Annotated in this window: 16 protein-coding genes; 5 read left to right on the top strand and 11 right to left on the bottom strand. The window is 76.4% G+C overall.

Going from position 1 to position 20,605, the window contains the following annotated elements; translation table 11 throughout:
- Positions 1-57 precede the first annotated feature (57 nt).
- The 3 genes from Q0848_RS14765 (at position 58) to Q0848_RS14755 (ending at position 2,510) form a co-directional block, all read left to right on the top strand.
- Positions 58-981 carry a type IV toxin-antitoxin system AbiEi family antitoxin domain-containing protein gene (locus tag Q0848_RS14765; protein WP_299038860.1) on the top strand — a complete coding sequence of 308 codons (924 nt, stop codon included), beginning with the start codon at positions 58-60 and terminating at the stop codon, positions 979-981.
- A gap of 151 nt (positions 982-1,132) precedes the next feature.
- Positions 1,133-1,696, top strand: coding sequence for a MarR family winged helix-turn-helix transcriptional regulator (locus tag Q0848_RS14760; protein ID WP_366146629.1), 564 nt, complete (start codon positions 1,133-1,135; stop codon positions 1,694-1,696).
- 295 nt (positions 1,697-1,991) lie between these two features.
- Positions 1,992-2,510: an antibiotic biosynthesis monooxygenase gene (locus tag Q0848_RS14755; protein ID WP_366146628.1), complete on the top strand. Its 519-nt coding sequence runs from the start codon at positions 1,992-1,994 to the stop codon at positions 2,508-2,510.
- Between the two features lie 39 nt (positions 2,511-2,549).
- On the opposite strand, the gene Q0848_RS14750 is transcribed toward Q0848_RS14755, so the two are convergent.
- The 7 genes from Q0848_RS14750 to Q0848_RS14720 form a co-directional block, all read right to left on the bottom strand.
- Positions 2,550-4,379, bottom strand: coding sequence for an ABC-F family ATP-binding cassette domain-containing protein (locus Q0848_RS14750; protein WP_299038854.1), 1,830 nt, complete (start codon positions 4,377-4,379; stop codon positions 2,550-2,552).
- Between the two features lie 211 nt (positions 4,380-4,590).
- Positions 4,591-5,556, bottom strand: a complete 966-nt coding sequence (locus Q0848_RS14745; protein ID WP_299038851.1) for a 4-(cytidine 5'-diphospho)-2-C-methyl-D-erythritol kinase — start codon at positions 5,554-5,556, stop codon at positions 4,591-4,593.
- A 179-nt stretch (positions 5,557-5,735) separates the two neighbouring features.
- A complete protein-coding gene (gene rsmA, locus Q0848_RS14740) occupies positions 5,736-6,707 on the bottom strand; it encodes a 16S rRNA (adenine(1518)-N(6)/adenine(1519)-N(6))-dimethyltransferase RsmA (RefSeq protein ID WP_366146627.1) in 972 nt (323 codons plus the stop codon).
- 46 nt (positions 6,708-6,753) lie between these two features.
- Entirely contained in the window at positions 6,754-8,151 is a 1,398-nt protein-coding gene (locus tag Q0848_RS14735) for a resuscitation-promoting factor (protein ID WP_299038847.1), read from the bottom strand.
- Between the two features lie 283 nt (positions 8,152-8,434).
- Entirely contained in the window at positions 8,435-9,373 is a 939-nt protein-coding gene (locus tag Q0848_RS14730; protein WP_299038845.1) for a TatD family hydrolase, read from the bottom strand.
- Positions 9,366-11,174 carry a methionine--tRNA ligase gene (gene metG, locus Q0848_RS14725; protein WP_299038843.1) on the bottom strand — a complete coding sequence of 603 codons (1,809 nt, stop codon included), beginning with the start codon at positions 11,172-11,174 and terminating at the stop codon, positions 9,366-9,368. The genes Q0848_RS14730 and metG overlap by 8 nt, the downstream gene beginning before the upstream one ends.
- 92 nt (positions 11,175-11,266) lie before the next feature.
- Positions 11,267-11,809, bottom strand: a complete 543-nt coding sequence (locus Q0848_RS14720; RefSeq protein ID WP_299038841.1) for a hypothetical protein — start codon at positions 11,807-11,809, stop codon at positions 11,267-11,269.
- Positions 11,810-11,907: 98 nt separating this feature from the next.
- Here Q0848_RS14720 and Q0848_RS14715 point away from each other — a divergent pair, with 98 nt between their 5' ends.
- Positions 11,908-12,774, top strand: coding sequence for an alpha/beta fold hydrolase (locus Q0848_RS14715; protein WP_299038839.1), 867 nt, complete (start codon positions 11,908-11,910; stop codon positions 12,772-12,774).
- Positions 12,775-12,864: 90 nt separating this feature from the next.
- Here the strand turns inward: Q0848_RS14715 and Q0848_RS14710 are convergent, their stop codons facing one another.
- The 3 genes from Q0848_RS14710 to rsmI form a co-directional block, all read right to left on the bottom strand.
- Positions 12,865-15,258 carry an immune inhibitor A domain-containing protein gene (locus Q0848_RS14710; protein WP_299038837.1) on the bottom strand — a complete coding sequence of 798 codons (2,394 nt, stop codon included), beginning with the start codon at positions 15,256-15,258 and terminating at the stop codon, positions 12,865-12,867.
- Between the two features lie 265 nt (positions 15,259-15,523).
- The gene (locus Q0848_RS14705; protein ID WP_299038835.1) at positions 15,524-16,714 is read right to left on the bottom strand and encodes an aminotransferase class I/II-fold pyridoxal phosphate-dependent enzyme; all 1,191 of its coding nucleotides are present in this window, start codon (positions 16,712-16,714) and stop codon (positions 15,524-15,526) included.
- 227 nt (positions 16,715-16,941) lie between these two features.
- Complete coding sequence (rsmI, locus tag Q0848_RS14700; protein WP_366146626.1) at positions 16,942-17,808, bottom strand: 16S rRNA (cytidine(1402)-2'-O)-methyltransferase; 867 nt, start codon at positions 17,806-17,808, stop codon at positions 16,942-16,944.
- A 278-nt stretch (positions 17,809-18,086) separates the two neighbouring features.
- Between rsmI and Q0848_RS14695 the strand changes: the two genes are divergently transcribed.
- Entirely contained in the window at positions 18,087-19,718 is a 1,632-nt protein-coding gene (locus Q0848_RS14695; protein ID WP_366146621.1) for a phospholipid carrier-dependent glycosyltransferase, read from the top strand.
- 61 nt (positions 19,719-19,779) lie between these two features.
- Here Q0848_RS14695 and Q0848_RS14690 read toward each other — a convergent pair whose 3' ends face one another.
- Positions 19,780-20,604 (bottom strand): ABC transporter ATP-binding protein, encoded by an 825-nt coding sequence (locus Q0848_RS14690; RefSeq protein WP_299038829.1) that lies wholly within the window; start codon positions 20,602-20,604, stop codon positions 19,780-19,782.
- Position 20,605: the final 1 nt, after the last annotated feature.

Here is a 20,605-nt window from a genome sequence, read left to right as displayed (position 1 = left end):
GCAGCCCCCTGTGGATGGCGCCCGACGCAGCCCGTCACGACGGACCACGCTCGCGAGGTGGACGCGGACGTGCTCCGGTCGATGCTCGCCGTGGCCGCGCGCCAGGACGCGGTGGTCACCGTCCGCGACCTCGAGCACGCGGGTGCGAGCCGGTCGGACGCGCGCTCGCTCGTCCGACGCGGTGAGTGGTCCCCCCTCCTGCGAGGGGCCTGGCTCGTGCGGCCCGAGCGGGTCGGGGCGCGGCTGCTGCGCTCGTGGGCCCGGTCCGCCGCGCTCACGGTGCCGGGCGCCGTCGTCAGCCACGGCACCGCCGCAGCCCTCCACGGCCTCGCCGACGTCGGCGAGCCGGCGCCCCTGCACGTGCTCGTGCCGCCCGAGCTGCGCAAGCGCCCCCGGGCGGACCTGGTGGTGCACCACGACGTCCTCCACGCCGACGAGGGCGTCGACCTCCGCGGGATCCCGGCGACCTCCGTCCTGCGGACGCTCGTCGACCTCGTCCCCCGGCTGCCGCGCGGTGACGCGCTGGCGCTCCTCGACGCCGCGCTCGCGCAGCGCGAGGTCGACCGCCAGGGCCTCGTGCGCGCCCGCGACCTCACCAGGGGGCGCCGCGGGTGCCGTGCCGTCGACGACCTGTGGCTGCTGGCCGACGGACGCGCCGAGAGCCCCCTCGAGAGCCGCGCGCGGCTGGACTGCGTCGACGGCGGCGTGCCGCCCGACGACCTCCAGGTGCTCGTGCAGGACGGCGCCGGCCGCATCGTCGCCCGAGCCGACATCGTCTTCCGCCGTCGACGCAGGCCCGGACGAGGACTGCTCGTGCTCGAGGCGGACGGGCGGCGCTTCCACGACGCACCCGAGGCGCTCCTCCACGACCGGCACCGGGCCAACGCCCTCGTGGCCCTCGGCCACGACGTCATCCGGTGCACCTGGGCGGACACGTGCACCCCCGGACGCGTGGCCGCGATGGTCAGCGCGGCGCTCTGACCGGCGGGAGCCGCCGCCGAGATGGAGGTCTGCGTCACCACGGGGACCCTCGGGTGACGCGAACCTCCATCTCGACGCATCGTCGGCGCTGACTCCCTCACGTCGAGAATCTCGACGTCGAGAGACCCCGCGTAGCATCGGGCGCGTGGCTCTGGAGACGACCGGAGGGCGGCTCCCGCGCGACGCGGGAGGCCGCGACGAGGTCGACCGCATCGTCGAGGCCTGGCGCCGCGAGCGGCCGGACCTCGACGTCTCCCCCCTGCAGGTCCTCTCCCGCGTCAGCCGGCTGGCGCGCCACCTCGACCTCGCGCGGCGGGCGGCCTTCGCCGAGCACGGCCTGGAGGTCTGGTCCTTCGACGTCCTGTCCGCGCTGCGGCGCTCCGGCGCCCCCCACCAGCTGACGCCGGGTCAGCTCGTGACGTCGACCCTCGTGACCAGCGGCACCATGACCAACCGCGTCGACCGCCTCGTCGCCGCGGGCCTCGTCGAGCGCCACCCGGACCCGGCCGACCGACGCGGCGTGCTGGTGCGCCTGACGACGGCGGGCGCCTCGCGCGTGGACGCCGCGATGGCCGACCTCCTCTCCCGCGAGCGGCGCCTGCTCGCCGGCCTGGGCGAGCAGGAGCAGGCCCGCCTCGCCGACGTCCTGCGCTCCCTCTCGAGCGGGTTCGACGCGCCCGCCGCGGGACGAGGGGCTCCTCCGCCGGAGCTGTGAGCGGCGCCCCCGGGTGCCGACGGCGGCCCCGACGAGCGCCCACATCGTGGACACTGGCGGCGTGCCCGCACGCCCGAGCGCCTCCGGCCCGACGTCCCCGACCGACGCGGAGACACCCATCGGCCCGACGTCCCCGACCGGTGAGGCGTCCCCGCCCGGCGCAGAGCCCCCGACCACCAGCGCGGCGTCCCGCTCGACGGGGACGCGCGACGGCGTCGCGGCACCCGACGGCGCGGCACCCGCTCCCGTGACCGTCGCGACGACGCGGATCGCCGACCCGGGCCAGCGCCTGGAGATGATGACGTGGGCCGGCGCGGGAGCCCGTCTGGCGGAGTCGTTCCCGGGCTTCCTCGGCGCGGGGTGGGTCCGCGGCGGCGCGGAGTCCCGCGAGTGGCACATGCTCTACCGCTTCGCCGACGAGGCCTCCCTCAGCGGGTGGGAGGAGTCCGCGCAGCGCCGGTGGTGGCTGTCCGGGGCGCCGGGCACGGTGCGCGAGGCGCAGACCGAGCGGCGCACCGGCATCGAGGGCTGGTTCGACGCCGCGCACGGCAGCGTCGTCGGCCCGGCGCCGGCGGGAGCCCCGGCCCGGTGGCGGCAGATGATCGTGATCTTCTCGGTGTTCCTGCCCCTGTCGCTGCTGGTCAACGCCACCCTCGGCGCGGCGCTCGCCGGGCACGTCCCCCTGCTGGTGCGGGTGGCGCTCGTCACCACGCTCATGACGCCGGTGATGACCTACCTGGCGCTGCCGTGGGCCACCCGGAAGCTGCAGTGGTTCCTCGAGGGGCGCCCCGCGCCCTGGCGGCGCCGGCGCTGAGGCGGCGCTGAGGCGGCGCTGAGGCGGCGCTGAGGCGGCTCAGCCGGCGGTCTCGGCCGCCTCGAGCCAGGCCTCCTCAACCTGCTCCCGCTCGGCCTGCACGGCGCGCAGCTCGGCGTCGATGGCCGTGACCGCCGCGTGGTCGGTGGCCTCGACGGCCATGCGCCCCAGGAGGGCGGCCTCGGTCGTCTGCAGCTTCTCGAGCCGGCGCTCGAGGCGGGAGGCCTCCTTGCGGGCCGCGCGCACCTCCGCCGCCGAGGCGGTGGTCGCCGCCCCGCCGGCCTGGGCGCCGCCGGGGAGCGCCGCGCCCTGCGCGGAGGCCCGGGCGCCGGCGCGCAGCGCCAGGTACTCCTCGACGCCGCCGGGCAGGTCGCGCACCTGGCCGTCGCCGAGCAGCGCCACCTGGTGGTCGGTGGTGCGCTCCAGCAGGTACCGGTCGTGGGAGACGACGACCAGCGTGCCGCGGAACCCGTCGAGCACGTCCTCGACCGAGGCGAGGACGTCGGTGTCGAGGTCGTTCGTCGGCTCGTCGAGCAGCAGCACGTTGGGCTCGTGGACCAGCAGGCGCAGCAGCTGCAGGCGCCGGCGCTCGCCGCCGGAGAGCTCCCCGACCGGCGTCCAGGCGCGGTCCTTGGTGAACCCGAGGCGCTCGACGAGGGAGCTGGCGCTGACCTCCTTGCCGTCGACGACGAGCGAGCGGCGCTCGCGCTCCACGGCCTCGAGCGCCCGCAGGTCGGCGACCTCCTCGAGCTCGCGCAGCGACTGCGAGAGCACCGCCACCTGCACGGTCTTGCCGCGGCGCACGCGGCCCGCGTCCGGCTCCAGCTCGCCGGTGAGCAGGCGCAGCACCGTCGTCTTGCCGGAGCCGTTGACGCCGACGACGCCGACCCGCTCCCCCGGCGCCAGGCGCCAGGTGACCCCGTCCAGCAGCGTGCGCGCCGCGCCGCCGTGCTCCGGCGCGGGCACCCGGTAGACGACGTCCTCGAGGTCGAGGACGTCCTTGCCGAGGCGGGCGCTGGCCGTGGCGGTGATCTCGACGCCCTCGCGCGGCGGCGGCTCGGCGGCCACCAGCTCGGCAGCGGCGTCGAGGCGGAACTTGGGCTTGCTCGTGCGCGCGGGGGCGCCCCGGCGCAGCCAGGCGAGCTCCTTGCGCAGCAGGTTCGCGCGGCGGTCGGCCGTCACCGCGGCGACCCGGGCGCGCTCGGCGCGCGCGAGCACGTAGGCGGCGTACCCGCCCTCGTAGGCCTCGACGCCGCCACCGGTGACCTCCCACGTCTCGGTGCAGCAGGCGTCGAGGAACCACCGGTCGTGCGTGACGACGAGCAGCGCGCCGCGGCCCGCGGGCCAGCGGGTGCGCAGGTGCTCGGCCAGCCAGGCGACGCCCTCGACGTCGAGGTGGTTGGTGGGCTCGTCGAGCACCACGAGGTCGTGGTCGCCCACGAGCACCGCGGCCAGGGCGGCGCGGCGGCGCTGGCCGCCGGACAACGCCGTCAGGGGCGCGTCCATCCCGCCCGGCACCGACGTCTGGACGTCGTCCAGCAGGCCCGAGACGACGTCGCGCACCCGGGCGTCGCCGGCCCACTCGTGGTCGGCGGCGTCCCCGACGACGAGCGAGCGCACCGACCCCGCCGCGTGCGGGTCGTCGGCCTGCGGCAGGACGCCGATGCGCAGGCCGCGGGTCTGGGTGACCCGCCCCACGTCCGGCTGGTGCTCGCCGGTCAGGACGCGCAGCAGCGTCGACTTGCCGTCGCCGTTGCGCCCGACGACGCCGATGCGGTCGCCGTCGTCGAGGCCGAGGGAGACGCCCGCGAGCACGTCGCGGGCGCCGAGGACGACGGAGACCGACTCCGCGTTCAGCAGGTGCGCCACGCACCCAGCCTGCCGCACGTCCGGCGGTGCTCCCGCCGCCGACCCGTGCGCGACCCGCCCGGGGACGCGGAGCGGACGCCGTCTGCACGTCGCCGGCCCTCACCGGGTGGAGCGGGGCGACTCGTCCTCGGCGGGGCTCAGGAGGTGGAGGAGGCGCCCGCCCCGCGCGGGAGGGCCCCACGAGGGCCGTCGCCGGCTCAGCGCGGGGGCGTCAGCGGCCCACGTCGACGACGCGCGCGCCGTGCACGGGGCCGCTCACGCGCCGGACGTCGGCCGCGGCCCCGGAGGCCGCGAGCGCGACGGCCACCGCCAGGCCCTGCTCGCGCCCGTCGACGAGGAAGGCCGTCGTGGGCCCGGAGCCGGAGACCAGCGCGGCGGTCGCGCCGGCCTTGAGGCCCACCCGGAGCGTCTGCGCCAGGTGCGGGGCCAGCGCGAGCGCCGGCGCCTGCAGGTCGTTGACGAGAGCGGCGCCGACAGCGGCGGTCTCGCCCGCGCGCAGCGCCTGGAGCAGCTCGTGGACGGAGGCCTCGTCGACGTCGAGCGCGGCGTCGGCCGCCGCCCGGCCCTCGGCTCCCCGCTGCCGGTCGAGCTCCCCGTAGACGGCGGGCGTCGACAGCCCCGTGGCGGACAGGGCGAGCACCCACGACCGCTCGCCGCGCGCGAGGGCGGGCACGACCTGCTCTCCGCGACCGGTCCCCACGGCGGTGCCGCCGAGGATCGCGAAGGGGACGTCGGCCCCCAGCTCGCCGCCGAGCGCCAGCAGGTCCTCGCGCGCCAGCCCGGTGCCCCACAGCGCGTCGCAGGCGACGAGCGCCGCCGCGGCGTCGGCGCTGCCCCCGGCCATGCCGCCGGCGACGGGCACGGTCTTGGTGATGTCCAGGCGCACCCGGGGCGGCACCCCGGCCCGCTCGGCCAGCAGCAGCGCCGCCCGGACCGCCAGGTTCGTCTCGTCGACGGGCACGTGCTCGGCGCCCTCGCCCTGGACCGCGCACTCCAGCCCTCGCGACGGGGAGGCGCGGACGTCCTCGGGCAGGGAGACGGTCTCGAAGACCGTGACGAGCTCGTGCGAGCGGTCGGGCCGCAGGCCCCCCACGCGCAGCGCCAGGTTGATCTTGGCGTGGGCCCGCGCGACCACGGGCGTGCCAGGACCGACGACGCGCAGGCCACCGCTCCCCATGCCGCGACCCTAGGCGACACCCGCAGGACGCACCCGCGGTCGAGGTCGACGGCGGCGGGTCCGGCGACCAGGCGAACGGGCGACGACTCGCCCTCCGAGACCCCCACCCGAGGGCGAACCGGCGACGACCGTCCTCCCAGACCCGCCCCGAGGGCGAACCGGCGACGACTCGTCCGGGGTCAGGCGCGGCGCGGGGCGGACGCCGCGCCGCGGGGGCCCGGCGCCGCCAGCCCGAGCACGTCGAGCCCCGCGTCGGCCACGGCCACGAAGCCGGCGACGTCGAGGCGCTCCCCGCGCAGGGAGGGGTCGACGCCGGCGGCCCGCAGGGCCTCCTCGGCGCGCGCCGGGCTCCCCGCCCAGCCGGCCAGCGCCGCCCGCAGCGTCTTGCGCCGCTGGGCGAAGGCGGCGTCGACGACGGCGAACACGGCCTCGCGACCCGCGCGGCTGGCCGGCGGGTCGCGCCGCACGAGGGCGACGAGCCCGGAGTCGACGTTGGGCGCGGGCCAGAAGACCGTGCGCCCCACCGAGCCCGCGCGGGCGACGTCGCCGTACCAGGCGGCCTTGACCGACGGGACGCCGTAGGCGCGGCTGCCGGGCTCGGCCGCCAGCCGCTCGGCGACCTCCGACTGCACCATCACCAGCGCGCTCCGCAGCCCGGGCAGCCGCTCGAGCAGCACGAGGAGCACGGGGACGGCCACGTTGTAGGGCAGGTTGGCCACCAGCGCCGTGGGCTCACCCGCACCGGCGCCCAGCACCTCCTCGGGGCTCACCCGCAGGGCGTCCGCCCCGAGGACGGCCAGCCGCGGCGGCGCGGCGTCACCCTCCCCGCGGCGAGCCGCCACCGTGCGGGGCAGCTCGGCGGCCAGCACCGGGTCGAGCTCGACGGCGACGACCCCGGCGCAGCGCTCCAGCAGGGCGAGGGTGAGCGAGCCGAGGCCCGGCCCCACCTCGAGGACGACGTCCTCCGGACCGACGCCGGCCCGGCGCACGATCCGCTGGACGGTGCCGGCGTCGGTGACGAAGTTCTGCCCGAGGGTCTTGGTGGGGCGCACGCCCAGCCGCGTCGCGAGGGCGCGCACGTCGGAGGGGCCCAGGAGCGAGCGCTGCTGCGCCTCCTCCTGGGCCCCTCCGACCGCGTCCGACTCGCTCAGCGGGCACCCCGGGGGCACCGCGCCGGGAGGGCGCCCACCCGGCGGCTCACAGCCCGAGCTTGCGCGAGCACGACGGCCACGCGCCGTAGCCGCCGCGGTCGTCACGGAGCTTCTCGGCGACGGCGATCTGCTGCTCGCGGCTGTTCTCGTGCGGGTAGCCCGAGCCGCCGTAGGCGCGCCACGTCTGCAGGTTGAACTGCAGCCCGCCGTAGTACCCGTTGCCCGTGCTGATCGACCAGTTCCCACCGGACTCGCACTGGGCCAGGCGGTCCCAGGTGCTGCCGCTGGCGACGGGCGCGGACGGCGTCGACGGCTCCGAGGACTCCTCCTCGTCGTCGGAGGAGCTCGACGAACCGGAGGAGGAGCTGGAGCCGGACGAGGACGAAGAGCTGGAGGACGACGAGGAGCTGGACGACGAGGAGCTCTTCCGCGCGGGCTCGGGCGCCGCCTCGCGCTCAGGCTCCGGGGCCGGCTCCGGCTCCGGCTCCGGCTCCGGCTCCGGGCGCTCGGCGGTGCCGACGAGGACGACGCGGGGCGTCGGCGCCGTCGTGACCTCGTCGGAGATCTCCTGCTTCGCGACGACCTCGCCGTCGGCCGTGGTCTGGCGGAAGGTCACCTGGTGCACGCCGCGCTCGCCGTCGCTCTCGACGCGGGTCTGGCCGACGAACAGGTCGTCGGTCTCGCGCTCCTGCGTGGCGAAGGGCACCGGCCCCTCCTCGACGACCTCGCCGGTGGCCACGCGGACGACCGCGACGACCAGGCCGGGGGTCAGCGGCGAGGTGACGTCCACCGACACCGTGTCCTGCTCGCCGACGGCCACGCCGGCCTCGGACAGCAGCGCCTGCACCGACTCGGCCGTGCTCGTGAGGGGGCGCGCCGCGCCGTCCGCGACGACGGTGACCGCCTTCGGCGTCGTCAGCGCGACGCTGCCGCCGCCGCGGCCCAGCGGCGTCGAGCGCGACGCCGAGAGCACGGCGCCCTCGGAGCGCACGCCGAGGTCGTCGAGCGCCTCGTCGAGGGTGAGCGCCGTGGTCCAGTGGGTGCTCGTCTCGCCGTCCACCGTGAGCTCGAGCTCGCGGGCGTGGCGGACGACGACCGTGCCGCCGTCCTCGACGTCGCCGTCCACGGCGGGGGCGACGAGGTCTCGCGGGCCGACCTCGACGCCGCCCTCGGCGAGCACGTCCTCGACGTCCCCGCCGAAGAGGCGCACCTCCTGGCTCGCGCCGTCGACGTCCAGCTCGACCGTGGTCGACCCGGCGGCGTAGAGGGCCGCACCGCCCAGCAGGGCGACGAGAGCGGCGCCCTGCACGGCCGTCGTCGCGGCGCGCCGGGCCCGGGAGCGGCGCGCCGGCGCGGGGGTCGAGCCCCCTGCGGGCGCCTCGTCGAGGAGGGCGTCGAGGCGGTCGGCGCCGGGCGAGCCGGGAGCGGAGGGCGTGGAGGTCATGGGGTCCTGACGTCGCGCGTTCCCGGGCGCTCGTGGGGGCGGGCGCGCCGCGCGCAGCCGTGCAGGCCCCGCGCGGTGCTCGCGCACCGGGGGCCTGCGTCTCTGCGAGGACGTCGCCCGGAGCCTTCCCCCGCCCCGGCTGACACGCCGACCGTAACCGATCCGAGACCTGCTGTCACACCTCCGGCCCCCTGCGGGCCACCGGCCGGACGCCCGGGCGAGGCCCCGCCGGCTCGCTCGAGGCCGCTGGCAGCCGGTCGCCGCGCCGCTCGCCGAGGACGGGTCACCAGGGGCCGTAGAGCTCCTCGGACGTCTGCGCCACCGCGGCGCACAGCTCCTCGAGCGGGACGTCGAGGACGTCGGCGACGACGCGCGCCGTCAGCGGCACGAGGTAGCTCGCGTTGGGCCGGCCCCGGTGCGGCGCGGGCGTGAGGAACGGCGCGTCCGTCTCCAGCAGCACCCGGTCCAGCGGGACGACGGACAGCGCGCTGCGCAGGCCGCCGGCGTTCTTGAACGTCACGGTGCCGGCGAAGGAGAGGTGGTAGCCGCGCTCCACGCACTCGCGCGCCATCTCGGCGTCCCCGGAGAAGCAGTGCAGCACCACGCGTTCCGCGCGCTCCTCGGCCAGCACCCGCAGCACGTCGGCGTGGGCGTCGCGGTCGTGCACCTGCAGCGGCAGCCCGAGGTCCTTCGCCAGGGCGATGTGCGCGCGGAAGGACTCCTCCTGCGCGGCCACGGCCGCGGCGTCCGAGGCGTCGGTGCGGAAGGTGTCGAGCCCGGTCTCCCCCACGACGCGGATCCGGTCCGCCCGCGCGAGGCGGCCGATCTCCTCCAGCGCGTCGTCCAGCTCCCCGCGCGCGGCGAGGACCGGCGCCTCGTTCGGGTGGAGGGCGACGCCGCCGACCAGCTGCGGGTGGCGCTGGACGGCCTCGACGGTCCAGCGCGCCGCGGGCAGGTCGCAGCCGATCTGCACGGCCCGCGGGACGCCCGCGGCCTCGGCCAGCGCGAGCAGGTCCGCGACCGAGCGGCGCTCCTCGCCCCCGGCGCCCTCCGTCCCGGTGTCCTCGGCCCCGGGGCCGTCGGCGATGTCGAGGTGCGTGTGGTCGTCGACGACCGGCACGGGCAGCGGCTCGGGCGCGGGCGGCCAGCTGCGGTCGCGGCGCCGCCCGTCCGCGGCCGTCGCCGAGCGCGCGCGGGGCGCGGCCCCGGCGTCCTCAGGCACCCGCCTGCTCCTCCCGCAGCCGGTCCAGCTCCGCCTCGACGACGTCGTCGTCGAGCTTGGTGAAGACCGGGGTCGGCTTGGCGACGGGCGTGCCCGGCACCACCGGCACCGAGCCCCAGGCCGGGGCGTCCGCGCCGGGGCGCTCGGTCTGCAGCACCGGGTACCCGGCCCCGCCGTCGAGGTCCTCCACCTCCCGCAGCTGCGGCATCGGCGAGACGAGCCCCGTGCCGCCCATCACCTCGTGCACGGCCTGCGCGCTGTGCGGCAGGTAGGGCGCCAGCAGCGTCCGGCAGTCCGAGATGCCCTGGGCCGCCACGTGGAGCACGGTGCGCATGCGCTCGGGGTCGCTGGTGCGCAGCGCCCACGGCGCCGTCTCGGACAGGTAGCGGTTGACCTCGCCGACCGCGCGCATCGCCTCGGCCAGGCCCTGCTTCTGCCGGTGCGTCGCCACCAGGTCGCCCACCACGCCGAAGGCGCCGGACGTCGTGGCGAGCAGCTCGCGGTCGGCGGGCTGCAGCTCCCCCGCCTCGGGGATGCTGCCGACGTTCTTGGCGATGAGGCTGGCGGTGCGGTTGACGAGGTTGCCCCACCCGGCGACCAGCTCGTCGTTGGTGCGCCGCTTGAACTCCCGCCAGGTGAAGTCGGTGTCGGCGTTCTCCGGGCCGGCCGCGGAGAGGAAGTACCGCAGCGCGTCGGGCTGGTAGCGCGAGAGCACGTCCCGCACCGAGATGACGACGCCCCGGCTCGAGGAGAACTGGCGCCCCTCCATGGTGAGGAACTCGCTGGCCACGACCTCCGAGGGCAGGGACAGGTCGCCGAAGGCGCCCGGCTCGCCGCCCCGGGAGCCGCGCCCCGCGTAGCCGGCGAGCTCGGCCGGCCAGATGAGGGAGTGGAAGACGATGTTGTCCTTGCCCATGAAGTACGCGCTGCGCGCGCCCTCGGACCAGTACGGGCGCCAGGCCTCGGGGTCGCCGGTGCGCCGGGCCCACTCGACGCTGGCGGACAGGTAGCCGATGACGGCGTCGAACCACACGTACAGCCGCTTGGTGGGGTTCTCCTGCCAGCCCGGCAGCGGCACGGGGATGCCCCAGTCGATGTCGCGCGTGATGGCGCGAGGGCGGATCTCCTCCAGCAGGTTCCGGCTGAAGCCGAGCACGTTGGGGCGCCAGGACGGCGAGCCGGTCTTGGTCTCCAGCCAGGCGCCGACGGCCTCGGCGAGGGCCGGCAGGTCGAGGAAGAAGTGCTCGCTCTCGACGAAGCTCGGCGTCTCGCCGTTGATGCGGCTCACCGGGTTCTTCAGGTCGACCGGGTCGAGCTGGTTGCCGCAGTTGTCGCACTGGTCCCCGCGGGCGCCGTCGAAGCCGCAGATCGGGCACGTGCCCTCGATGTAGCGGTCGGGCAGCGTGCGCCCCGTGGACGGCGAGACGGCGCCCATCGTCGTCTTCTCGACGAGGTAGCCGTTGCGGTGGACGGTGCGGAACATCTCCTGGACCACCGCGTGGTGGTTGCGCGTCGTGGTGCGCGTGAAGAGGTCGTAGGACAGGCCGAGCGCCTGCAGGTCCTCGGCGATGACCCGGTTGTACCGGTCGGCGAGCGCCTGGGGGGTCACGCCCTCGCGCTCGGCCTGCACGAGGATCGGCGTCCCGTGCTCGTCGGTGCCCGAGACCATGAGCACGTCGTGGCCCGCCATGCGCTGCTGCCGCGCGAACACGTCGGAGGGGACGCCGAAGCCGGCGACGTGACCGAGGTGGCGGGGACCGTTGGCGTAGGGCCAGGCCACCGCAGCGAGGACGTGGTTCATGGCGCCAGCGTAGTGAGGACGCCGGGCCGCACCGGTCGGCGTCCACCCGGGCCCGGGCGGGGCGCCGGGCGGGGCGTCAGGCCGGCGGGGCGTCAGGCGGGCGCGACGTCGGTGACGACGACGGGGGTGCCGGCGCAGGGCGTCCCGCGCTCGACCGGGCGCGGGGTGCCGGTGACGCGCACGCGGTCACCGACGGCGACGGACACGCCCTCGGGGAGCCGGAGCGCGACGACCTGCCCGCCGGTGGTCATCTCGACGCAGCCCGGCGCCGACGGCTCGACCACCTCCCCGACGAGGACCACCGGCTGGGGCACGTCCGTCGGCGCCGTGGGGGGCGACGTCGGGCGGGGCAGCAGCGGCAGGCTGCCCCCGCTCGGCCGCGGCGAGGCCCCGCCGGTCGCGGGCGCCGACGGGGTGGGCTCCTCGACGGGCGGTGCGGACGAGGTGGGCGGGGCGGGCGCGGAGTCCGGCCCCGGCGTGCTGGTGGTCATCGCGCTCCCGCCGCTGGTCGTGGCCGCGGCGGAGGGCGCCGCGAGGTCGTCGTCGGAGCCTGTCGCTGCGCCCCCCTGGCCGCACGCCGGCAGCACCAGGAGCGCGGAGACGGCGAGCGCAGCGGTGCGGCGAGCGGGGCTCATGCTGCTCCGACGCGCGCGGGAGCCGCCGCGGTTCCCCCGGGGGGAGAGGGAGGGGCGCCCGTCGGCGGCGCCCCGGCCGGTCTGGTGGGATCGACGGCATGGCCGAGCCCACCAGGACCCCCGAGCGCCTCGCGAGCCAGACCGTCGGCGAGGAGGGGCCGCGCGTCGTCTTCGTCCACGGACTCTTCGGCCAGGGCCGCAACTGGAGCACGATCGCGCGGTCGCTGGCCGCCGGGCCGCGCCGGGTGACGACGCTGGACCTGCCCGACCACGGCGCCTCCCCCCGCACCGAGCGGGTGGACTACCTCGCGATGGCCGAGCAGCTGGCGGACGAGCTCGAGCTGCTCGGCGAGCCGGTGGTGCTCGTGGGGCACTCGATGGGCGGCAAGGTCGCCATGCAGCTGGCCCTGCGCCGCCCCGAGCTGCTGCGGGCGCTCGTCGTCGTGGACATCGCCCCCGTGGAGTACCCGCTGACCGGCGGGCGCACGGACGACCCGGACGAGGAGGCCTCGCCCTTCGCCGCCTACATCGAGGCGATGCGAGCGGTCGACCTGCACGCGCTCGGCAGCCGCGAGGAGGCGCACGACGCCCTGCGCGAGGCCGTCCCGAGCGACGCGGTGCGGGGCTTCCTGCTGCAGAGCCTGCTGCGGGTGCCCTCCCCCGGCGAGGACGGCGCCCGCTGGCGCTGGGCCCTGAACCTGCCCGTGCTGGCCGACGGCCTGGAGGTGCTGCGGGGCTTCCCCGACCCGCCCGAGGGCGCCGTGTACCCCGGCCCGGTGCTGTGGGTCGCCGGGGCGAGGTCGACGTACGTCCTGGACGAGGACCGCCCGCGCATGGACGCGCTCTTCCCCGCGACCCAGCTGCTGCGCGTCAAGGACGCCGGCCACTGGGTCCACTCCGAGCAGACAGCGGTCTTCACCGCCGCGGTCGAGCGCTTCTGCACCCGCGTCGAGGCCCGCGGCTGAGGTCGACCGCTCGCGCCCGGCACGCCGGAGGGCCCGGCGGCGGGTGCCGCCGGGCCCTCCGGTCCGTGCTGGTGGAGCGGGTGCAGCAGGTCAGCTGATCCGGACCCGCATGGTCGTCCCGTCCTCGGCGAGGACGCGCATCTTCACGCCGACCGCGGGCAGCTTCACGCCGCCGCCGGGGAGCTCGTCGAAGAAGAACTGGTCGGTGTCGTCGAAGACCCGGGCGGCCGCCTGGCCGCGGACGTAGCTCGGCTGGCCGTCCACGTGGAGCGTGAACGAGTCGGCCTTCCGGGTGGAGAAGGGCGCGTCGTAGGACTGGATGCGCGTCCTCCAGGGATCACCCTGCAGGTCGTACATGGGCCGCGGGTGGGCGTCGACGATGAGGTTGCGGCCCTCACCGGGGTGCTGGCTGACGTTGTTGTTCGCCTGCGAGGTGTCCCAGTAGGTGACGAGCAGACCCTCCTGGTACGGGAAGTGCTCGACCCAGTCGGGGCGCGTGGAGGCCCAGCCGAAGTTGTACGGCCCGGTCTCCAGGTAGCGGTCGAAGGACACGTAGCTGCGGTGGCCGGCGATGTAGTAGTTGTCGAACTCCGAGGTCGAGGTCGAGGCCACCGACGAGAAGCCGTCGAGCTCGAAGACCGAGCCGTCCGGCGTCTCGGCGCCGTCGACGAGCACGTCCTGGCCGTCGACGGTCAGGGTGACGTCGTCGGCGAAGAAGCCCGCCCCGGTCGTGCCGCCGTCGGTGCGGTAGAGCAGCCGCAGCTCGACCTGCTGGCCCGCGTAGGCGTCCAGCGGCACCTGCACGTCGACCCAGTCCTCCTGGACCCCGTCGATCGCCGGGGCGCCGGAGGCGTCGGTGCCGAAGGCCTCGCCGTCGGCGGTGCCGGCCAGCGAGGTCCAGGTGGCCCCGTCGTCGGTGGAGGCCTGGACGTAGAGGTAGTCGTAGCCCTCCTCGACGTCCCAGCGGGCCTGCATCGACAGCGCCGCCGAGGTGGCGCCGGTCAGGTCCGCCGCCGCGGTCATGGTGCTCGACAGGTTGTCGGCCTCGCCGGACCACCACTGCCGCTCCCCGGTCGCGGGGGCGCCGAGCTCGGTCGAGACCTCCTTGTCCGGGAGCACCATGACGACCGCCTGGGCGTCCTTCGTGTTGTACTCCTGCGGCCCGAGGACCAGGGAGCGCTTCTGGCCGGCGACGACGGTCTCGTAGTCCAGCCACCCGAGCTGCAGCTTCTCCCACGCGCCGAGGTCGCCGGCGCGGGTGCCGATCGGCTCGCCCTCGGCCGACAGCCGGCTCTGGCCCATGAGCGACCAGTACTCGACGTTGTTGGACCCGCCACCGCTGGTGTCGTAGTCGTCGGGCAGGCCCAGGTCGTGGCCGTACTCGTGCGCGAAGACGGAGTAGCCGCCGTTCTCCGGCTGGATCGTGTAGTCGCCCACCCACAGGCCGGTGTCGCCGATCTGCGCGCCACCGAGCTTGTTGGTCTCGGGGCCCGTGCGCCCCTGGTCGGTGCCGAAGGCGTACCAGCGGTGCGACCAGATGGCGTCCTCGCCGTAGGTCGGGTCGCCGTCCTCCTCGCCGCCGCCGGCGTGGACGATCTGGAAGTGGTCGATGTAGCCGTCGGGCTCGTTGAAGTCGCCGTCGCCGTCGAAGTCGTAGCGGTCCTGCTGGTCGTACTCGGCCAGCCCGGCCCGGATCTCCTCGTCGGTGGCGCCGGCGGCCCGGCGGTCGGCCACCCACTGGTTCACGGCGTCCTGGACGAGGTTCCAGGTGTACCGGCTGTCCCGGCCGTAGCGGCCCTGGTTGTACTGGACGCGGACCCAGTCCGAGACCTGGCCCTCGACGCTGTAGCGGCCCGAGGACTGGGTCTCGTAGTACGTCTTGAGCGACTCGACGTCCTCGCCCTCGGCGAAGTAGATGCCCTCGTAGTGCTCCCGGTCGAAGTCCGGCTGCCAGATCGTGGAGTTGTCCACGCGGCGGTCGGGCTCGGGGATCTCGTTGTGCCGCGGGCCGTCGAAGCGCAGCGGCCCCTCGGTCTCCGGGTCGCTGTCGACGTCGGGGAAGTCCGGGTGCCGCTCGTCGCCGAACTCCGCGAGGATCACGAAGATCTTGTCGGTGCTCTCCCGGGCCAGCTCGACGTACTGGCTCTGGGCGCGCTCGCCGGGCTCGGCGGCGCGCCGGGCCGTGGTCGTCCCCGCGGCGGCGGCCGCGGCCTCGTCGCCGACCTTGACGACGGTGCTGCCGTTGATCTCCTGCGTCTGCAGCTCGCCGTCGAGCACACCGGTGATCGCCGTCTCGCGCAGGGCGCGGCGCTTGTCCTCGAGCAGGTTGGGCAGGTCGTCCACCGGAGCCGCCGTCGGCTCCGCCGTGCCCGGGCCGAGCGGCGGGACGCCCTCCGCCGGGGCCGCCAGGGCCGGGGCCGCGCCCGTGGCCATCAGGCTGCCGCCGAGCGCCAGGCCCACGAGCCCGCATGTCAGCTTGCGCATCTGTCTCCCTTGAGCGATGTCGCGCGGGGTTCCCGCACCGCGGGAACCTTAGGCAACGTTCGCCCGTTCGGGTAGACCCGTCATGAACTTCGCGTGACGTCGCGTGTGTCGCTCGTGCCCGGCTCGTCCTCCGGGCAGCTCGAACCCCGGGCACCGCGACACCGGGCCCCGTGGTCGGGACCCGGTGCGCGGGAGCGGTGCGGCGTCAGGGCCGTGCGGGGGGCGTCAGGGCCGTGCGGGGGGCGTCAGGGCCGTGCGGGGGGCGTCAGCCCAGCTTCACGAGCCCCTTGCGCAGCTGGCGCGCGGCCTGCCCGATGCGCTGCTCGTTCTCGATGAGGGCGAAGCGCACGTAGTCGTCGCCCTCCGGCCCGAAGCCGACCCCGGGCGAGACGGCGACGTCGCACTCGGTGATGACGTGCTTGGCGAACTCGATGGACTTCATCTCGGCGTACGGCTCGGGGATCCGCGCCCAGGCGAACATCGTCCCGCGGGGCGCCGGCAGCGGCCATCCCGCCCGGTTGAGGCCCTCGACGAGGGCGTCGCGGCGCGACTCGTAGACGGCGTTGACCTCGAGCGGGTAGTCCTGCGCCTCGTTGAGGGTCACCGTCGCCGCGATCTGGATGGGCTGGAAGGTGCCGTAGTCGAGGTAGCTCTTGAGCTTGGCGAGGGCCCCGACGACCTCGCGGTTGCCGACGAGGAAGGCCACGCGCCAGCCCGCCATGGAGAAGGACTTCGTCATCGAGTACAGCTCGACCGCGCACTCGGTCGCGCCCTCGCACTGCAGGATCGAGGGCGGCATCCACCCGTCGAAGGCCGTCTCGGCGTAGGCGAAGTCGTGCACCAGGACGACGTCGCGCTCGCGCGCCCAGTCGACGAGGCGCTGCAGGTCCGGCAGCTCGATGGTGGCCGTCGTCGGGTTGTGCGGGAAGGAGAGCACGACGACGCGGGGCTTGGGCCACCCCATCTCCCACGCCTCCATGACGTTGTCGACGTACGCCGCACCGCTGGGGCCGTCGGGGCCGTTGAGCGACACCTGCCGGGTGTCCGCCCCCGCGAAGTAGGGACCCCAGATGTGGATGGGGTAGCTCGGCGAGGGCACCAGCGCCGCGTCGCCGGCCTGCAGCAGCACCCACATGAGGTGGCTGAACCCCTCCTTGGCGCCGATGGTGCTGATGACCTCGGCGTCCGGGTCGAGCGTGACGCCGAAGCGCCGCTGGTACAGGTCGGTCACCGCCTGGCGGAGCTTGGGCAGCCCGCGCGAGGAGGAGTAGCGGTGGTTGCGCGTGTTGCGCGCCGCCTCGGCGAGCTTCTCGACCGTCAGCTCGGGCGAGGGGATGTCCGGGTTGCCGAACCCCAGGTCGACCACGTCGCGCCCGGCTCGCCGGGCCTCGATCTTCAGCGAGTCGATGATCGTGAAGACGTACGGCGGCAGGCCCGGGATGCGACGGAACTCCATGGCGGGAGGGTAGACCTGCGCCCTCCGCCGCCGCGGGACGGCTCGCCCCGCGGACAGGCGGGCCCCGGCGGACGCCCGTGCCGGGCGGTCGTGCGGGGCGACCTGCAGAAGGGCCCCGAGGGCCGCGGGCCGCTCCCCCGACCTGGGCCGGCGCTCCGCCACCAGGACCTCTGCAGGTCGCCTCGCGCGCGGCGCTCCCGCTCCGGCGGGCCGGGGCCGGGCCCGCCTCAGCCCTTGCGGGCGGCCACCGCGGCGTCGTAGAGGTCCCGGCTCGTCGCGCCGTGCTCGGCGGCCACGGCCCGGGCGGCGTCCTTGAGCCGCTCCCCGCCCTCGGTGCGCGCCAGGACGAGCGCGAGCAGCTCGTCGGGCCCCGGTCGCCGCGGCCGCGCGCCGGCGACGACGAGCGTGACCTCCCCCAGCACCGTCCGGTCCGACCAGGCGACCAGCCCGTCGAGGTCGTCGCGCACGACCTCCTCGTAGGTCTTCGTCAGCTCGCGGCAGACGGCCGCGCGCCGGTCGCCGCCGAGCACCTCCGCCATCACCGCGAGCGAGGCGCCGAGGCGGTGGGGCGACTCGAAGAAGACCATCGTGCGGCGCTCGTCCACCAGGTCCCCGAGCACCCGCCGGCGCTCGCCGTCGCGGCGGGGCAGGAACCCCTCGAAGGAGAAGCGGTCGGTGGGCAGCCCGGAGACGGCCAGCGCCGCGAGCACCGCCGAGGGGCCGGGCACGGCGCTGACGGGCAGGTCCGCCGCGACCATCGCCTGGACCAGGCGGAAGCCGGGGTCGGAGACGGACGGCATGCCGGCGTCGCTGACGAGCACCGCGGTGCCCCCGGCGCGCACGACGGCGACGACCTCGTCGGCGCGGGCGGCCTCGTTGTGCTCGTGGCAGGACACCACGCGCCCGCGCGGCTCGACGTCGAGGGCGCGCAGCAGCCGGCGCAGGCGCCGGGTGTCCTCCGCCGCCACGAGGTCCGCGGTGGCGAGCAGGTGCGCCAGGCGGGGCGGCGCGTCCCGCGCGTCGCCGATGGGGGTGGCCGCCAGCAGCAGGCGCCCCCCGGGGCGCGGGGCGACGGGCGCGAGCGGCGGGGTCAGCCCCTCGTCCTCCTCGCGGCCGTCCTCCTCGAGGGCGTCGTCGACGGGACCGCCCTCGTCGGGGTCCTCGCCGACGAGGCCGTCGCCGACGAGGCCGTCGTCGGCGGGGCTCTCGTCGACGGGGCTCTCGTCGACGGGGCCGTGGTCGTCGCTGTCCCTCACCGCGGCAGTCTCGCAGGGGCCGCCGCAGCGCCGCCGGACCGCGCACCGGGCCGCGCGAGGGCCCGGGGGCGACGCGCGCCGGGAGCGGCGCCGCGCGGACCGGGGCCCCGCCTAGCATGCGGCGCGTGAGCACCACGTCGGCCGCCCGACCCGCGGGCTCCCCCGCCCCGGGCGCCGACGGCCCGCCGCGCGGGACGGGCGCGCACGAGGACGTCGCCTCGCTGCGCGCGCGGCTCGTCGGGCGCACGCCGACCGACGTCCTGCGGGGCTGGGTCGGCCCGCTCCTGGTGACCGCGCTCGCCGCGGTGCTGCGGCTGGTGGACCTGGGAGAACCGCGCCGGCTCGTCTTCGACGAGACCTACTACGTCAAGCAGGCGTACTCCTTCCTGGTCGCCGGCTACGAGCTGAGCTGGCCCGAGGGCGCGGACGAGGCCTTCGCCGCCGGGACGCCGTCCCCGCTGGAGGAGGCCGACTTCCCCGTCCACCCGCCGGTGGGCAAGTGGGTGCTGGCGCTGGGGCAGCTGGTGCTCGGCCAGGACAGCTCCGCCGGGTGGCGGCTCGGGGCGGCGGTCGCGGGCACCCTGTCGGTCCTGCTGCTCGCGCGCATCGCGCGACGGCTCTTCTCCTCCACGCTCCTCGGCGTCGTGGCGGGGCTGCTCCTGGCGGTCGACGGCCAGCACCTCGTGCACTCGCGCACCGGCCTGCTCGACGTCTTCGTCATGTTCTGGGTGCTCGCGGCCTTCGGCGCGCTGCTGCTGGACCGCGACGCCAGCCGCGCCCGTCTCGCCCGGGTGGTCGCGGCCCGGGGGCCGGGCGGGGCGCGCCTGGGCGGCCTGGGCCCGTGGCTCCTGGTGCGGCACTGGCGGCTGGTGGCCGCGGTCTGCCTCGGGCTCGCCGTCGGGACGAAGTGGTCGGGGCTCTACGCCTTCGCCGCCCTCGGGCTCCTGAGCGTCCTCTGGGACGCCGGCGCCCGGCGCGCCGCGGGCGTGCGGCACTGGTTCGCCGGCGGCGTGCTGCAGGACGGCGTGCCGGCGGCCTTCGGGATGCTCCTCGTGGCGCTCGGGACCTACCTGGCCACGTGGGCGGGGTGGTTCGCCAGCACCGGGGCGCACCTGCGCCAGTACGCCGCCGAGCGCCCCGACTTCCTCCCCTGGCTGCCCGACGGCCTCGCCTCCCTGTGGCGCTACCACCAGGACGTGTACGGCTTCCACGTCGGCCTGAGCACCCCCCACCCCTACGAGGCGAGCCCCGAGTCCTGGCTCGTGCAGGGCCGCCCGACGTCGTTCTTCTACGAGGACCCGACCCTCGGCGTCGACGGGTGCGCCGTGAGCGCGTGCTCGCGCGCCATCACGGCGCTCGGCAACCCCGTGGTCTGGTGGGGCGGCGCCCTCGCCGTGGTGGTCCTCCTCGGCGTCTGGGCGCTGCGCCGCGACTGGCGCGCGGGCGCCGTCCTCGCGCCCCTCGCCGGCCTGTACCTGCCGTGGTTCCTCTACCCGGAGCGGACCGTCTACACCTTCTACTCGGTCGCCTTCGCGCCCTACGTCGTCCTGGCGCTGACGATGCTGCTCGGGATGGTGCTCGGGCCGCCCTCGGCGCCGGCCGGACGGCGCCGCTGGGGCGCCGCCGTCGCCGGGGCCGTGGTGGTCGCGGCCGTGCTCGCGGCGGCCTTCTTCTGGCCGGTCTGGACGGCGCAGGTCATCCCCACCGACCAGTGGCGCTGGCGGATGTGGCTCTCGAGCTGGATCTGAGCCGGGCGTCCCGCGGGCGCGGCCCGCACGCCCGGCAGGGGCGGTCCGGGCGGCGACCCCCTCAGGTCGCGGAGGGCCCCCGCCGGGCGGTGCCGCAGTGGTGGCGGCCGAGCGGCACGACCATCGGCGTCCCGCACACCGGGTCGGGCACCACCTGGCACTCCAGGCCGTAGACGGCGCGCACGGTCTCGGGGGTGATGACGTCGGCCGGGCGCCCCTCGGCGACCACCGCGCCGTCCCGCATCGCGACGACGTGGTCGGCGTAGCGGCACGCGAGGTTGAGGTCGTGCAGCACCAGCACGACGGTGGTGCCGCGGTGGTTGAGGTCCGTCAGCAGGTCGAGGACCTCCACCTGGTGGGCCAGGTCGAGGAACGTCGTCGGCTCGTCGAGCAGCAGCACCTCGGTCTCCTGCGCCAGCGCCATCGCGATCCACACCCGCTGGCGCTGCCCGCCGGAGAGCTCGTCCACCGGGCGGTCGGCCAGCTCCTCGGTGCCCGTCCACGCGAGGGCCCGCGCGACCGCGTCCTCGTCGTCGGGGGTCCACCGGCGCAGCCACCCCTGGTGCGGGTAGCGGCCGCGGCCGACCAGGTCGGCGACGGTGATGCCGCCGGGCGCCGACGGGTTCTGCGGCAGGATCCCCATCACCTCGGCCACCTCCCTGGTGGGCATCCGGTGGACCGCGCGCCCGTCGAGCAGGACGGCGCCGGACGTCGGGGCGAGCAGGCGGGCGATGCCGCGCAGCAGCGTCGACTTGCCGCACGCGTTGGCGCCGACGACGACGGTCACCTGCCCCGGCGGCACCGTGAGCGACAGGTCGCGGACGACCTCGCGGTCGTCGTAGGACAGGGAGAGGCCGGAGACGACGAGGGAGCGCTCGGCGGTCATG

The sequence above is a fragment of the uncultured Pseudokineococcus sp. genome (assembly GCF_947495735.1).
GTDB lineage: Bacteria > Actinomycetota > Actinomycetes > Actinomycetales > Quadrisphaeraceae > Pseudokineococcus.
This window is presented reverse-complemented; position numbering and strand designations above follow the sequence as displayed.

What these genes read in the sequence shown, in the direction of transcription:
- Q0848_RS14755 (WP_366146628.1), top strand. Translation starts at nt 1,992, where the DNA reads ATGATGACGTGGGCCGGCGCGGGAGCCCGTCTGGCGGAGTCGTTCCCG.
- Q0848_RS14745 (WP_299038851.1), bottom strand. Translation starts at nt 5,556, where the DNA reads ATGGGGAGCGGTGGCCTGCGCGTCGTCGGTCCTGGCACGCCCGTGGTC.
- Q0848_RS14735 (WP_299038847.1), bottom strand. Translation starts at nt 8,151, where the DNA reads ATGACCTCCACGCCCTCCGCTCCCGGCTCGCCCGGCGCCGACCGCCTC.
- metG (WP_299038843.1), bottom strand. Translation starts at nt 11,174, where the DNA reads ATGAACCACGTCCTCGCTGCGGTGGCCTGGCCCTACGCCAACGGTCCC.
- Q0848_RS14720 (WP_299038841.1), bottom strand. Translation starts at nt 11,809, where the DNA reads ATGAGCCCCGCTCGCCGCACCGCTGCGCTCGCCGTCTCCGCGCTCCTG.
- Q0848_RS14715 (WP_299038839.1), top strand. Translation starts at nt 11,908, where the DNA reads ATGGCCGAGCCCACCAGGACCCCCGAGCGCCTCGCGAGCCAGACCGTC.
- Q0848_RS14710 (WP_299038837.1), bottom strand. Translation starts at nt 15,258, where the DNA reads ATGCGCAAGCTGACATGCGGGCTCGTGGGCCTGGCGCTCGGCGGCAGC.
- Q0848_RS14705 (WP_299038835.1), bottom strand. Translation starts at nt 16,714, where the DNA reads ATGGAGTTCCGTCGCATCCCGGGCCTGCCGCCGTACGTCTTCACGATC.
- Q0848_RS14695 (WP_366146621.1), top strand. Translation starts at nt 18,087, where the DNA reads ATGCGGCGCGTGAGCACCACGTCGGCCGCCCGACCCGCGGGCTCCCCC.
- Q0848_RS14690 (WP_299038829.1), bottom strand. Translation starts at nt 20,604, where the DNA reads ATGACCGCCGAGCGCTCCCTCGTCGTCTCCGGCCTCTCCCTGTCCTAC.